Genomic DNA, 13,096 nt, shown 5'->3' on the forward strand with positions numbered 1-13,096 from the left:
CAGCGCAAACGGCTGGCGTTTTTTCATCCAATGTTATGCCTGTGCCTGGCGTTTTTTAGACGCTTCATTCACCTGTTCATCGGCATGGTATGAAGAGCGGACGAGCGGCCCTGCTTCACAGTGGCTGAAGCCTTTTTCCATGGCGATTTCTTTCAGTTCGGCAAACTCGTCAGGATGGTAATATTTCTGTACTTTAATATGTTTTTTGGACGGCTGCAGATACTGGCCGATTGCCATGATGTCGACGTTGTTCGCAAGAAGGTCGTCCATTGTTTCGATGATTTCTTCTTTTGTTTCGCCGAGGCCGATCATGATGCTGGATTTCGTCGGGATGTCCGGCTGCATCTCTTTGGCGCGGCGCAAAAATTCCAATGACCTTTCGTATGTAGCTCTCGCACGGACTCTCGGCGTCAGGCGGCGGACCGTCTCAATATTATGGTTTAAAATATCCGGACGCGTATCCATCAGCGTTTTCAAATTATGATAGTCTCCGCCCATGTCAGACGGGAGAACTTCGATTGTTGTAAACGGGCTTTTTCTCCGGACGGCGCGTACGGTTTCAGCGAATACCCCTGCTCCTCCGTCTTTTAAATCGTCACGGGCAACGGCTGTAATGACCGCGTGTTTCAGATTCATGATGCTCACAGAATCCGCGACTCTTTCCGGCTCATTCAAGTCAAGTTCTGTCGGCAGCCCCGTCTTCACCGCACAGAAGCGGCAGGCTCTCGTACAGACTGATCCGAGAATCATAAAGGTTGCGGTACGTCTGACGGCCCAGCATTCGTGGATGTTCGGGCATTTCGCCTCTTCACAGACCGTATGGAGGTTGTTTTCCCGCATTAATTTTTTTAAGCCCGTATAGTTTTCATTTGTGTTCAGCTTGATCTTAAGCCATTCGGGCTTTCTTAGGTGCTCGTCTTTCTTTGCCAATTCCATCATCTCCATTGTGGATTGTAGTCATGTTCAATACGAAATTTGTGACATAGCGCCGGATGTGTCCCTCTGCTTTGGAACCGCTTAAATTAAAATTGCTAAATCTTCATCTTTAGTCACTTTAACATAGTACAGATTTGTGAACAAGAGCTTGATTAGTCAAGATGGAATTTCTAACATTTTCTTATTATCGATTTCCGCAGATGTCACAAACTAACCGTATTCAAACTGAAAGGAGCTAAGGACACTGTGAAAGCTGTATTATCCGTTCTCATCCTCCTTTTGCTTATATCGCAGCCGTGCGCTCTTGCAAAGGAGAAAAAAGAGCCCGATCTGCAAAAGAGAATGGCCCTTTATCATAAAACAGAAGCTGCAACCCATATTCCTTGGTATGTTTTCGCGGCTGTCGACCAATACGAAATCAACATCCGCAAAAACCGCAAGGACTTGCCGAAGCAAAAAGGGCACACCGGGATATATATTCCGCAAAGCGTGTGGAGCGGACCTGAAAACCCCAACCCGAAAGATACATCGCCGCTCAGCATCAAGGTTTTTGACGGAATTGGAATGGACGGAAACGGAGACGGACTGGCGGAACCGGATCAGGATGAAGACGTCCTTTATACGTTTGGACAATACTTGTTGACATACGGAAGAGACATAGAAAATATCCGCATCGGCCTGTGGGAGTTTTACGAAAGGGATCAGACGGTCGGCATCATATCAGGCTTTATCAGGCTTTTTCAAAAATACGGCCACATTGATTTGAGCAAGCACGCCTTTCCTCTTCCCGTAAGATCAGATTACAGCTATAGAAGCACATGGGGAGATGCCCGCGGATTCGGGGGCAGGCGGATTCACGAAGGGACGGATTTGTTCGCCCATTATGGCCTCCCCGTCCGGTCGACATGCTACGGTATTGTTGAAATGAAAGGCTGGAACCGTTTCGGCGGTTGGCGGATCGGAATCAGAGACATCAACAATACGTACCATTATTTCGCTCATTTGAACGGATTCACAAAAGGCTTGAAAGTGGGAGAAATCGTCGAACCCGGCCAAGTGATCGGCTCGGTCGGAGCAACGGGATACGGGCCGCCGGGGACATCGGGAAAATTCCCGCCCCATCTTCACTACGGCATGTATAAAGACAACGGAAGAACCGAATGGTCTTTTGACCCTTATCCTCATTTAAGGGCATGGGAACGGAAGGAGCTTCGAAAGAAAAAATAAAAGACATCCCTATTTCAGAAGAATAGGGATGTCTTCTTTTCAGAGATTAACCGGCTTGGCTTTTCTTGCTTTTCACAACCGCATTGATGATGCTTGCGGCCAAGCCTCCCCAAATAATGACGATGCCGATTACCATCATTGCTATAGATGCGCCGTTCATGAGGAAACCTCCTTGTCATGTTGAAATGGCGTATATTTCAGTTCGTTCTTCCATTTTGAAAGTGAAAGGATAAACCCGGCTGCGATCGCTCCAACAGCGACGCACCATCCCCATTTCAGGAGAAACTCTACCGGCAGATCACCGTAGGCTGTTGTGATATTCGTCTTGATATTATCAAACATCATATACCCCAGAACAATCGGTGTGACGACGCTCAGGCAGATTCTCCACCAGGCGCCGAGCTGAATGTCGGAAACCGAATTGGCGTGAGCCTGCAAAGCTTTCAGCTCTTTCGCAAACCATGCAATCACAACGACTTCGATCAATCCGGCAAGCGCCACTCCGAAATTGTTGATAAAGTAATCGGCTGCATCGAGAAAGAACAACCCGCCTTTTGTCGCAAATACGAGCGAACACATTGCAGCAGCCCCTCCACCGAACAGGACGGCTTTCCGCCGCGGAACGTTGAACTTATCCTGAATCGCGGCAACATATGTTTCAGAGATCGAAATGAGAGACGTCAGACCTGCCAAAACTAGCGAACCAAAGAATAAAAATCCGAAAAGCACATTAAACGCCGGAAACTCATTGATGATTTGCGGAAAGACGACGAACGCCAAACCGATTCCGGAAGAGACGACCTCTTTGACTGGAACGCCTTGCTGCGCGGCCATAAAGCCCAGCGCACTGAATACCCCGATCCCGGCCAGCAGCTCGAACGACGAATTCCCGAAGCCGGTGATGAACGCATTGTTTGTAACATCGGATTTTTTCGGCAAATAGCTGGAATACGTAATCATGATGGCAAACGCGATCGACAGACTGAAGAAAATTTGGCCGTATGCCGCCACCCAAACTTTTCCGTTTGTTATCTGGCTCCAATCAGGCGTGAAAAACGCATTCAGCCCTTGAGCAGCCCCGTCAAGTGTAATCGAATAAATGACGATGATTAAAAATAAGACCACAAGCAGCGGAATGAAGATGCGGTTCGCAATTTCGATTCCTTTTTTGACTCCGGCAAATAAAATGCCTAAGGAAACAATCCAGACAATCGCGAGCGGAATCAGGACGCCCGGCACGAAGCCTCCGAATTGCCCGATGGCTCCTCCACCAATATCAACTCTGTTTAAATATTCAGTCATTAGAAAATTTTCTGTATCTTTACCCCAGCCTAAATTGAAAGAAAAGACAGTGTAAGAAATGGCCCATGCCACGATCACGGCATAATACGTCGAGATGACAAATGAGATGGCGACCTGCCACCAGCCGATCCACTCCTTTCCTTTCCCCATCCGGGCATAGGATAGCGGGGCTGAGCCCCTGTATTTATGGCCGATTGTAAATTCCATGATGAGAAGAGGGATTCCTGCTGTCAAAAGCGCGAACAAATATGGCAGAAAGAACGCGCCTCCTCCGTTTTCATAAGCTACAGCCGGGAACCTCCATATATTCCCCAAACCGATCGCAGAACCGACAGCTGCTAAAATAAAACCCGCTCTTGTTCCCCATTGCGGACGACTATCCATAAGCTTCCTCCTTTACCTTATTGAAACATCTGAAAACAATGAATTTTCTAATAATTATTATTATTGAATAGTATATACAGTCTTTTTGCCTAAGTCAAAGTATTTTTTTAAGAAAATAGACACATTCTGTTTCCAGGACGCAAAAAAAAGCATTCTGCCTGATGTGTGCAGAACGCCTGGAAATCATTGCTTATTTTGTTCCTTTTTTTGTTCTGTTTTTTCATCCTTTGAAGGGATTTGAATCGATGGCGCCGTCTGGCTGCCGTTGCCGCTGTAGAAGTCGGGTACTTCGCCGTGCACGGCTTGAATCGTTGCCGGAATCGTATTTTTAACAACCGCCGTTTTTGTCGCAAACGGTATGACGACACGGACCTTGACTTCGACAAGAACACCGACATTTATTAAAGCATTATTAATTCCATATGGTTCGACACTATGTTTAAAATCTGTAAAGACATCCCCCACAACATTAAGCCGTACAGGTATTTTCGGCCCTAGGTTTCCAAGAAGCGTGTTTCCCGTTGCCTGACCTAGAGGAATATTATAGATTACACCATCATTCTTACCTTCGGGAGTTTTCGCAGAAGAATTAAATTCTTCGGTTTCTGTTTCCTTCAGCTTTTCGTGAAGTTGTTTCGTAATTTTCGAATGCATACCACGAAGACCATGAGAGTTGAAATCAATTGTTGTTACTTTTCCATTTTCATTCGTCTTCATTTCTACTAGATTTTGCACATTTTCATCTTGGCTCATATAATCCTCGACGGCTTCCTGGATGACGTGCGTCGCAATCCGGTTCGTTTCCATTTCAGCGATGTTCAGAAGCGTCGGTTTGATGGATGAGTTGATGATCAACAGGCTGACGGCCGTTGAAAAAATAAAAAATACAAACGAAAGCAGCATGACATATCGAAAAGGCAAAGGTCCTCTTTTTGACAGAGGGCCGCGAAATCTTCGCAAGCAAAATCCCCCCTTACATCACAAGTGTATGCTTGTAAGAGGGGATATACGATTCAATCAGACAACTTTATTTCACCATTTTTAAAAGGGCTTCTTTTCCGCTCATTCCGGGATGGATGCCGAGCTCTCTGGCCGCATCGGTTACAGATTCGAGCGGCGCTTCGAGAAGCTGATCGATCGTCCGCACGCCGACGGCTCTGGCGGCGACGATTTTCCGTTCTTTTAATTTATCATTCAGCAGGGCGACGTCAAGCGCTCCGCACATAATATATCCATGGTCATTGGTTACCGCCATAAAGTTCGTTTTCGGCAGTTTGACCGTTACAGCCGTAAACGGCTGATCTTCTATCATAATCGGAGTTAAATTTACCATCGCGATCCCTCCTTTACCATTAATGTATGATAAAGCGGGAGACATGTTCCGGTTTACCCCGAATCTTAAAGCATCTGTATTAGAACCGGTTTGCTTTTTTAAGCTTCCAGGCGAGCAGATCGCGCAGGAATTCAGGCATAAAGTACTCGATATCTTCCGCATCGCGGATCGCCGGAAACAGCGTTCCGAGTGTAAACATATCAATCGTGGCGATCGTGTAGAACGCATCATCTTCAATGTCCGCTCCGTTGACAGAGAGCTTTTCCGGGTCAAGGCCGGCATACAGCATTTTCCCCATCACTTCGCCGCGAAAACCGAGCCCTTTAATTCGCAGTTTCTCGGTTTCTTCCGATGATGCATGGAAGATGACCTCTTTCAGCTCACGTCCCGTCAGCTTCAGTTTGACCGGATTAATCGGATGCGGACAGATGCGGTGAACATCCGCTTTCGTCACCGGGCCTTGTGATAGAGACTCCAGTACAATGCCTGAGTTGACCATTCCGATTTCCGCCTCACACCATTCCTTTAAGGCGTCTGCCAGCATTTGCGGAAGGGCGCTTCTGCGGAACCAGGCGGTTTCAAGGGTGTTGTCCAATGTCGCAATTTCTTCTTCAAGCAGATGTCCGGCTTCTTTCTCTTTTTCCTTCAGAAAACGAATCGTCTCCTCTGATTCTTCGTTCCATTCTGCCGTCTTCATAACGGTTGCTGTGATGTTCTCAAGCGTTCCGTTATACGTCAGTTCAACATGACCGACATAGTTCCCGTATTTTTCAGCGCAGGCCAGCATAACGCCGTCTTTCATCATCCCTTCTTCAAGCAGGTGATGGGTGTGGGAGCCGAGAATCAGGTCGATTTCGGGAAAAGCCTCCGCGACGCGCTGATCATCCAAAATGCCGAGGTGTGAAAGAAGAATGACAGTATCGGCTTTTTCTTTGATTTCACTGAGCATCTCGCCGATGCTTTCAAATGCGTCTGCAACCGTCCAGCCAAGCTGCCGGTAGATCGGATAATACGGGACTGTCACACCGAGAATGGCAAGAGTTGCGCCGCTCTTCACCTTTTTGAGCACATACGGTGCTGCCCAGCCGGGCCTCTTCCCTTTTTCGTCAAACAAATTGGAAACAACGACAGGAAACTGTGCGTTGTCATAAAGTGTATCCAGCTCCTGATGCGGCAGTGTAATTCCTTCATTATTTCCGATCGTTGCAGCATCATACTGCAGACGGTTCAACAGCTCCACATTCGCTTTTCCGAAGGTGGCCTCAGATATCGGATGGAATCTGTCGACATGATCGCCGAGGTCGAACAAAAGCACTTCTTCCCCCTGCTCTTCATGTTTTTGTCTTTGTGTCTGAATATAATCGACGATTTTCGGCCAGTTTTCAAAATGGCTGTGCAAATCGTTCGTATGGTAAATATGGAGCTTTTCCGTCATGCAAATCTCTCCCTAACGTTTAACTAAACACGCCTTGATAGATTAATCTGATTCCGATGATGATCAATACGAACCTCATGATCAATACGATCGTCTTTGTTTGCATCTTTTTATTAATGTAGGCGCCGAGCTGTCCGCCAAACCAGGCGCCCGGGATCAATGCGAGCGCATAAAGCCAGTTGACATGGCCCGCGATGACATGGCCGGCAGAGCCGGCGACAGATGAAAGGAAAATAATAAACATCGATGTCGCAACGGCGACCCTTGTCGGAAATAAAAACAGAAGAATCATCGCCGGCACCATCAGCGAGCCGCCCCCGATGCCGAAAAGCCCGCCGAGGAAGCCGACGACAAAGGCGATCGCGATTCCGGCTAAAGGATGATATGAATACGTATATTCCTGTCCTTCATCCCCTGTGAACGTTCTGATAACGCCCGTATGCTTTTTCTCGGCAGGTTTCACCCTTTTCTTTATCATTAAGGAAAGGGAAATGAGAATCATAAAAATCCCAAACCATAGAGAAAACGAGTCTGAGCTGAAATATGTCGATACATGGGCACCTGCGATGCTGCCCGGCCCCGAGCCGATGAAAAAAATAAGACCGCTTTTATAATCTACGGTTTTATACTTCATATACGCAATCGTTGAAGAAAGCCCTGTAAATATGATGACAACCAGCGATGTGCCGACCGCCATTTGCGGTGTCACATGGTCAAAGAGCGTCGGCAGCCCCGCCAGAAAAAGGAGCGAGGGAACGATGACGATCCCTCCGCCGAGCCCGACAAGACTGCCGATGGTTCCCGCGATAAATCCGAGTATGATCAAAATAAGATATTCCATAAAATAAGTCCTCTTTTCTAGCTGAATAAATCGAGCTGCCTTGGCGTAAGCCCTTTGTATTCAATATCGAGCAGCTCCTTCATTTGCTTCCCGTTTTGAGCCGCATCACCGCCTGAATTGTTATTAAACAGCACGTAAACGTTTTTCGACTGCTGTTCAAGCAGCTCAAGGTTTTTCTTCCAGTCTTTTAATTCTTGTTCATTATATAAATATAAATATCTGACCTCACGCCAATTTTGCCCGGAAGACGGCCTTAACCAGCCTTCCTTGTTGCGGCCGTGAAAACGGACGAGCGTTTTCCTGCTGTCAGTCGCATGAAGAACCGTCGGTATGCTGCCTTCGCCCGCCTGGGGTTCATCGCAAATGCTGTGAATCCATTGCTGTTCCTCCATAAAAGCGAGCGTTTTGTCGTAAAACTGGGGCATAAACCATGACCGATGCCTGAATTCAAGCGCACACGGTATATCTCCCATTTTCTCTTTTACCCATCTTAAATAATTGACGTTTTCTTTTTTGCAATCAAACCATGGCGGAAACTGAAAGAGGACCATCGCCAGCTTGCCCGCTTTTATGTATGGCGTTAACGAAAGCTTAAAAGCAGCAAACATGTCGTCTTTCGTTTCAAAGGGGATTTCCCCGCGCTGATGCCCCGTCATTCCCTGATATGCCTTAATGATAAACTGAAAGGTTTCCGGCGTCTCCTTCACCCATTTTTCATTGTTCCGCTCGGGCTGAATCGCGTAAAAGCTCGCATCAAGCTCGACGATCGGAAAATGCGCCGAATAGTGGATCAGCTTGTTTTGACTGCTTGTCTTGGGCGGATACAGGCTGTCATGATCCCCCCATCCTGTTAATCCAATATAAATCAATGCAGTTCACCTCTTCCTTTAGTTTATCACAGGTTTTTTTCGAAAACTTGATCCAGGCCTGCTTGTAGCATTTCCTTTTTCAGCGGCGGAATACTTGAACATGAAAAAGAAGCCGGATGTCCGGCTTCTTTTAACGGGCTTTCTTCGGAAAAAGGGTAAAGCTGAAACTGTACAGAAAATCGATGGCAAGGATGATCGACCATAAAGAAGCGATGCGGATTAACGGTTCCGTTCTTTCCGGGTCGCCGATGAACAGATGCATCCCGGCCAGCAGCGCCGCCCCGATCAGCCATGCGATAAAATGCCGCAACCAGCCTTTGCGCTCTTTTTTGGCGTGTTCCTTGCCGTACTGCGGGCCTTTGTCAGGCTTCGGACCGCCGGCAAAGCGATAGGCGAACCTTTCATCCGCCCATTTGATCATGCGGCTTCCGAACGCAATGCTGACGCCGATATAAACGGCGGCGAGGCCGTGCAAAACATCCGCTTGCGCCCCATTGTACAGATCAAGCGCCGTTGCAGCCAAAAGCAGCAAATCCAAAACCGGTGTGCATGCAAACATGATCAAACCAGCCTTTTTCCAGCCTGCCATATAGCGAAAAATAAGGCCAAGCAGAATAAAAATCCAAAAACCGATCTCACAAGCTATAATCAATAAACCAATCACCTTTTATCCGCCTCTCTTTTTAACACATTTGTACTAAAAAATTATAACACATATGTATTAAATAATACACCCGTGTTATAATGTGTGTATGCCAAAAATAGTTGATCACGAAAAACAAAAAGAAAAAATTGCCGAAGCGGTGTGGAATGTGATTCACAGAGACGGACTTGAACATTGCACCGTCAGAAATGTCGCTAAAGAAGCCGGGCTTTCAGCCGGATCGATGCGCCATTATTTTCCCCAACAGTCTGAGCTTTTCATTTATTCAATGAGGCTTGTGGCAAACCGGGTCAAAACGCGGATTGAGAGCATGACATTTAACGGTACACCGGCTGAGAACGTCAAACAGCTTCTTTTTCAGCTTATGCCTCTTGATGAGGAGCGAAAACTGGAAATGGAGGCATGGTATGCATTTACGGCCAAATCGCTCAGCGATCCGGAGCTCAAACCGTTAAGAAAGGAGATGAATGAAGGCATTTATTCAGCCTGTAAATCGGCTGTTGAAATGCTGGTGAATACCGGCGCCAAACCGGGGATCGATGTTCTAAAGGAAACCGAGCACCTGTACGCCCTTGTCGACGGGCTGGCGCTTCATTTGATCATGGCCCCTGAAAGGCTGACGGCTGAAATGATCGATTCTGTATTGGCCGGTTATTTAAGATCGTTGGAATAGGCACAGATCGATCGGATTGCACCAAAAGAGACTTACACAAAACCACGGAAAAGCAGGCCTCTCAGCCTGCTTTTTTTGATTAATTCTCTTGTTTTAGATTCTCACGGATGTCGCAAAATTGTTTTTTTCTGGTCATCCCACAAAAAACAGCCTGATCACAGGCTGCTTTTTGCGCTTCAGTGAACCGCTTTTGCTTCTCTTTCGTCTGCCTTAAAAATGTATTGACGCACTGCCGTCAAGCACGCCCAGCACAGCAATCATCCCGTCTTTGACGCCGATATCGGTTTTCCTTACGCCTTCCGGGCACACGACGGAAGCGCCTTTCAAAAGCAAGTCAAACGTTTTCATGAGATTAGCCTACTCATGATAGAAATCCAGAGCCGCCTGAAGCGCATTTCCCGGCGATACTGAAGCACCTGTGCGAATGAGAACCGCTTCGAGAGCAGCCAATGTAAAAAGAACATTTTCTTTTCGGCAGCTGTACCCCATTGTCCCGATTCTCCATATCTTTCCGGCCAGCGGTCCGAAAGAGCTGGCGATTTCGACGCCGAAGTCGTCAAGCATCATCTTCCTGACAAGGTCCGCGTCAACCCGATCAGGCACTTTCACACAAGTGACGGTCGGCAGCTTTTTCCGGCCTTCCGTAAACAATTCGAGACCCATCGCTTTGATGCCCTTGATTAGCGCTGCTTCATGCAGCCGGTGTCTTGAGAACCGCTCGCGGAGCCCCTCCTCAAGAACGACCCGCGCTCCTTCACGCAAACCGTACAGCATCGAAGTCGCTTCTGTATGATGATTGAGGCGCCTCGGGCTCCAATAATCCATCAGCATGCCGAGGTCAAAATAATTGCTGGAAATCGGCAAGCGTCCTGTTTCAAGCTCGATATCTTCTCTTGTGGCAATGCCACGTTCTACCTTTTTCCTTTCATTGATGCGCTTTTCAACCCGGCTGTTAAATGTGATCGGCGCCATCCCGGAAGGAACGGATAAACACTTTTGCGTACCTCCGACGACCGCGTCAAGGCACCATTCATCCGTATTGACATCCGTGCCGCCGATCGTAGCCACCGCATCGACTACACAAAGCACATCAAGCTCCCGGCAGGCCCGGCCGATTTCTTCAAGCGGCTGAATGCATCCCGTTGACGTCTCGCCGTGCACAACCGCGACGATCTCCGGTTTCGTCCGTTTGATTTCGGAGATGATATCTTTCGGTTCAAAAACGTCTCCCCACGGGCATTCCATTGTATAAACATCAGCCCGGTACCGTTCGCAAATTTCGGCCAGCAGATAGCCGAACCGTCCGAAAATGGGAATGAGCACCCGGTCCCCCGGTTTGATGAGACTGGCAAGGACGGCTTCAAGCCCGGCCCGCGATGTCCCGTCTATCGGAAATGCCCATTTATTTGTCGTTCGGAAAATCTGCCGGAGCAGCGCCATGACGTCATTCATCATGTCTGTAAATGCAGGATCGAATTGTCCCAGTACAGGTGAGGAAAGCGCCCTCAGCACTCTCGGATGAACCTCGACAGGACCGGGAGTCATAATTGTCCGTTTCGGAATATTCATTTCGCCAATTGTCATGTGAAGAAACTTCCTTTCTTTTTTCTTGTTATATTTCTTTACAACTCTCTATATAAATACAAGTTTACTGGTAACATGAAAAATAAACATCGGCATAAATGTCACAAATCCGCTCATTTTTTGTTGATAATGACTAAAATGACAAAGGAGGTCTGTACAGATCAATGAATATCTATGACATGATGAAACTCCCCGTGTTTAAAGGCGCAACGCTTGCCGCCGGAAAAACGGGAGGGACCCGGAACATCGAACACATCAATATGATGGATGCGCCAGATATTGCCGATTATCTGCATCACGGCGAGCTCCTCGTCACGACCGCATACCATTTAAAGGACCGGCCTTTTTTATTGAAGGAATTGATTGAAAGGATGATCAGGCGGGGCTGCGCCGGACTCGGCATCAAAACGCGCTTTTTGCAGAAAATACCCGACGAGGTGATCAAGCTTGCCGACGAGCGGTCATTTCCGATCATCGAGCTAAATAAAGATGTCCGCCTCGGTGATATTGTCAATCATACACTGAGCCATATTTTGGACAAACGGACGGCAGAACTCGAACAGGCCATCACCGCCCAAAAAAAGTTCACAACCCATATTATGAGCGGAAAAAGCATTCAATCGCTCTTGCATAACGTCTCTGCTGTTTTGAAGCTTCCCGTTCTTCTTTTCAATCAGCATCTCAAGCCGATCGCCTCCTCAAAAGCGGATGCCGCCGGGACGCTGTCGCATTATGAAGGAATATTTCAAAAAGGAAACAGGACGGGGCTCACCTGTTTTTCAACGCTTCCCGACAAACAAACCTATTCGGTATTTCCGATCTATACTCATGAAAAAAAATGCGGCTTCCTCGTTGTCTGCGGGATGATTTCCCCTTCAGACAAAGGCTTGCTGTTAACCCTCGAACAAGCCGCCAATGTCATCGCCTTTGAGCTGCTGAAGGAAAATGCGCTCAAACAATATTTGCGAAGAGCGCGGAACGAGTTTTTCAGCAATTTTTTGGACGGCGCCTTTTCCTCTGCTGAAGAAATTAAAAACCGGGCCAAAGAATTTCAGCTCAAGTGGGATCAAAAATATGTGTGCATTGCGGGCAAATTGGACCGGCGCGAAAAATCGCTCAGCTTCACGGAAAATCAGCTTGAATCAGATTCCGTGTTCGAACGCCTGGAAGAAGAGCTGGTTGACTTTCCGTTCCCTCCGCACCTTTTCACAAAGGGAAATGTCTGCTTCCTGCTGGCCGAAGCGACGGACAGCTGGGCTGAACTGAATGCAGACGTCAGCGGATTTTTAAAGACGTTTCAGCGTCATGCAGCGGAGCACTTTCAGCGGACAATCTCTTTCGGAATCAGCAACCTCAGCCATCAGCTGAGCGACGTTCCGCACATTTGCAAAGAAGCCGTCGACGCGCTCCACTCCGGCCATTTGTCCGGCAGCACAGAGTTCATCCAGACGTACCATATGAAAGACGTCTCTGAGCTTTTGCGCATGATTCCGGCTGATGATTTGAAGACATTTTACACGCATGCACTGCATCAGCTTGCCAGCCTGCCGAAGGATGACCAGGGGCTCCTGCAAACATTGTCCGTCTATCTGGAAACGCACTGTCAGATTTCTGAAACGGCTAAGCGCCTATATGTCCACAGAAACACAGTCATCTACAGGCTTGAAAAATGCGAAGAATTGCTCGGGAAAAGCCTGAAAGATGCGGACACAACCCTGCGCTTGAGACTGGCGCTCAGAATTCAAATGCTGCTTGGATTGTGAGAAACTCCAACAGCAGCAACCGGAGAAAGTTAAGCCATACCGGCATTGCTGATGATTAGACATTCACCATAGAAAAAAGCCGGCA

The 13,096-nt window shown here is 47.7% G+C and carries 14 protein-coding genes; 3 read left to right on the forward strand and 11 right to left on the reverse strand.

From position 1 onward, the window contains the following. Nucleotides 1-33: 33 nt before the first annotated feature. On the reverse strand, nt 34-930 hold the full coding sequence (gene lipA, locus CP943_RS17935) for a lipoyl synthase (protein ID WP_023856190.1): 897 nt from the start codon (nt 928-930) through the stop codon (nt 34-36). 252 nt (nt 931-1,182) lie between these two features. Between lipA and CP943_RS17940 the strand changes: the two genes are divergently transcribed. Then, nucleotides 1,183-2,163, forward strand: a complete 981-nt coding sequence (locus CP943_RS17940) for a M23 family metallopeptidase (protein ID WP_023856191.1) — start codon at nt 1,183-1,185, stop codon at nt 2,161-2,163. Nucleotides 2,164-2,209: 46 nt separating this feature from the next. On the opposite strand, the gene CP943_RS17945 is transcribed toward CP943_RS17940, so the two are convergent. The 8 genes from CP943_RS17945 to CP943_RS17980 all read right to left on the reverse strand — a co-directional run bounded on the left by CP943_RS17945 (nt 2,210) and on the right by CP943_RS17980 (nt 8,991). Next, complete coding sequence (locus tag CP943_RS17945) at nt 2,210-2,323, reverse strand: methionine/alanine import family NSS transporter small subunit (RefSeq protein ID WP_003184985.1); 114 nt, start codon at nt 2,321-2,323, stop codon at nt 2,210-2,212. Then, nucleotides 2,320-3,849 (reverse strand): sodium-dependent transporter, encoded by a 1,530-nt coding sequence (locus tag CP943_RS17950; RefSeq protein WP_023856192.1) that lies wholly within the window; start codon nt 3,847-3,849, stop codon nt 2,320-2,322. The genes CP943_RS17945 and CP943_RS17950 overlap by 4 nt, the downstream gene beginning before the upstream one ends. Before the next feature lie 183 nt (nt 3,850-4,032). After that, nucleotides 4,033-4,809 (reverse strand): sporulation protein YunB, encoded by a 777-nt coding sequence (gene yunB, locus CP943_RS17955; RefSeq protein WP_095292342.1) that lies wholly within the window; start codon nt 4,807-4,809, stop codon nt 4,033-4,035. A gap of 67 nt (nt 4,810-4,876) precedes the next feature. Further along, nucleotides 4,877-5,182, reverse strand: coding sequence for a YunC family protein (locus tag CP943_RS17960; protein WP_023856194.1), 306 nt, complete (start codon nt 5,180-5,182; stop codon nt 4,877-4,879). A gap of 79 nt (nt 5,183-5,261) precedes the next feature. Next, a complete protein-coding gene (locus CP943_RS17965; RefSeq protein ID WP_025809804.1) occupies nt 5,262-6,617 on the reverse strand; it encodes a bifunctional metallophosphatase/5'-nucleotidase in 1,356 nt (451 codons plus the stop codon). Nucleotides 6,618-6,636: 19 nt separating this feature from the next. Next, the gene (locus tag CP943_RS17970) at nt 6,637-7,458 is read right to left on the reverse strand and encodes a sulfite exporter TauE/SafE family protein (RefSeq protein ID WP_026580074.1); all 822 of its coding nucleotides are present in this window, start codon (nt 7,456-7,458) and stop codon (nt 6,637-6,639) included. 17 nt (nt 7,459-7,475) lie between these two features. Further along, nucleotides 7,476-8,327 (reverse strand): DUF72 domain-containing protein, encoded by an 852-nt coding sequence (locus tag CP943_RS17975; protein WP_020452851.1) that lies wholly within the window; start codon nt 8,325-8,327, stop codon nt 7,476-7,478. A 130-nt stretch (nt 8,328-8,457) separates the two neighbouring features. Next, a complete protein-coding gene (locus CP943_RS17980) occupies nt 8,458-8,991 on the reverse strand; it encodes a hypothetical protein (RefSeq protein ID WP_065643725.1) in 534 nt (177 codons plus the stop codon). A gap of 88 nt (nt 8,992-9,079) precedes the next feature. Between CP943_RS17980 and CP943_RS17985 the strand changes: the two genes are divergently transcribed. Beyond that, complete coding sequence (locus CP943_RS17985; RefSeq protein WP_020452853.1) at nt 9,080-9,664, forward strand: TetR/AcrR family transcriptional regulator; 585 nt, start codon at nt 9,080-9,082, stop codon at nt 9,662-9,664. 210 nt (nt 9,665-9,874) lie between these two features. Here CP943_RS17985 and CP943_RS22335 read toward each other — a convergent pair whose 3' ends face one another. Together CP943_RS22335 and CP943_RS17990 are read right to left on the reverse strand one after the other, a co-directional pair. Further along, nucleotides 9,875-10,012, reverse strand: coding sequence for a hypothetical protein (locus CP943_RS22335; RefSeq protein WP_158700706.1), 138 nt, complete (start codon nt 10,010-10,012; stop codon nt 9,875-9,877). A gap of 9 nt (nt 10,013-10,021) precedes the next feature. After that, nucleotides 10,022-11,248, reverse strand: a complete 1,227-nt coding sequence (locus CP943_RS17990; RefSeq protein WP_025809814.1) for a pyridoxal-phosphate-dependent aminotransferase family protein — start codon at nt 11,246-11,248, stop codon at nt 10,022-10,024. A gap of 164 nt (nt 11,249-11,412) precedes the next feature. Between CP943_RS17990 and CP943_RS17995 the strand changes: the two genes are divergently transcribed. Further along, nucleotides 11,413-13,011 (forward strand): PucR family transcriptional regulator, encoded by a 1,599-nt coding sequence (locus CP943_RS17995; protein WP_105981205.1) that lies wholly within the window; start codon nt 11,413-11,415, stop codon nt 13,009-13,011. The last annotated feature ends 85 nt before the right edge of the window (nt 13,012-13,096 follow it).

The organism is Bacillus paralicheniformis (genome assembly GCF_002993925.1).
GTDB classification, from domain to species: domain Bacteria; phylum Bacillota; class Bacilli; order Bacillales; family Bacillaceae; genus Bacillus; species Bacillus paralicheniformis.

What these genes read in the sequence shown, in the direction of transcription:
- CP943_RS17945 (WP_003184985.1), bottom strand. Translation starts at nt 2,323, where the DNA reads ATGAACGGCGCATCTATAGCAATGATGGTAATCGGCATCGTCATTATT.
- CP943_RS17950 (WP_023856192.1), bottom strand. Translation starts at nt 3,849, where the DNA reads ATGGATAGTCGTCCGCAATGGGGAACAAGAGCGGGTTTTATTTTAGCA.
- CP943_RS17960 (WP_023856194.1), bottom strand. Translation starts at nt 5,182, where the DNA reads ATGGTAAATTTAACTCCGATTATGATAGAAGATCAGCCGTTTACGGCT.
- CP943_RS17965 (WP_025809804.1), bottom strand. Translation starts at nt 6,617, where the DNA reads ATGACGGAAAAGCTCCATATTTACCATACGAACGATTTGCACAGCCAT.
- CP943_RS17970 (WP_026580074.1), bottom strand. Translation starts at nt 7,458, where the DNA reads ATGGAATATCTTATTTTGATCATACTCGGATTTATCGCGGGAACCATC.
- CP943_RS17985 (WP_020452853.1), top strand. Translation starts at nt 9,080, where the DNA reads ATGCCAAAAATAGTTGATCACGAAAAACAAAAAGAAAAAATTGCCGAA.
- CP943_RS22335 (WP_158700706.1), bottom strand. Translation starts at nt 10,012, where the DNA reads ATGAAAACGTTTGACTTGCTTTTGAAAGGCGCTTCCGTCGTGTGCCCG.
- CP943_RS17990 (WP_025809814.1), bottom strand. Translation starts at nt 11,248, where the DNA reads ATGACAATTGGCGAAATGAATATTCCGAAACGGACAATTATGACTCCC.
- CP943_RS17995 (WP_105981205.1), top strand. Translation starts at nt 11,413, where the DNA reads ATGAATATCTATGACATGATGAAACTCCCCGTGTTTAAAGGCGCAACG.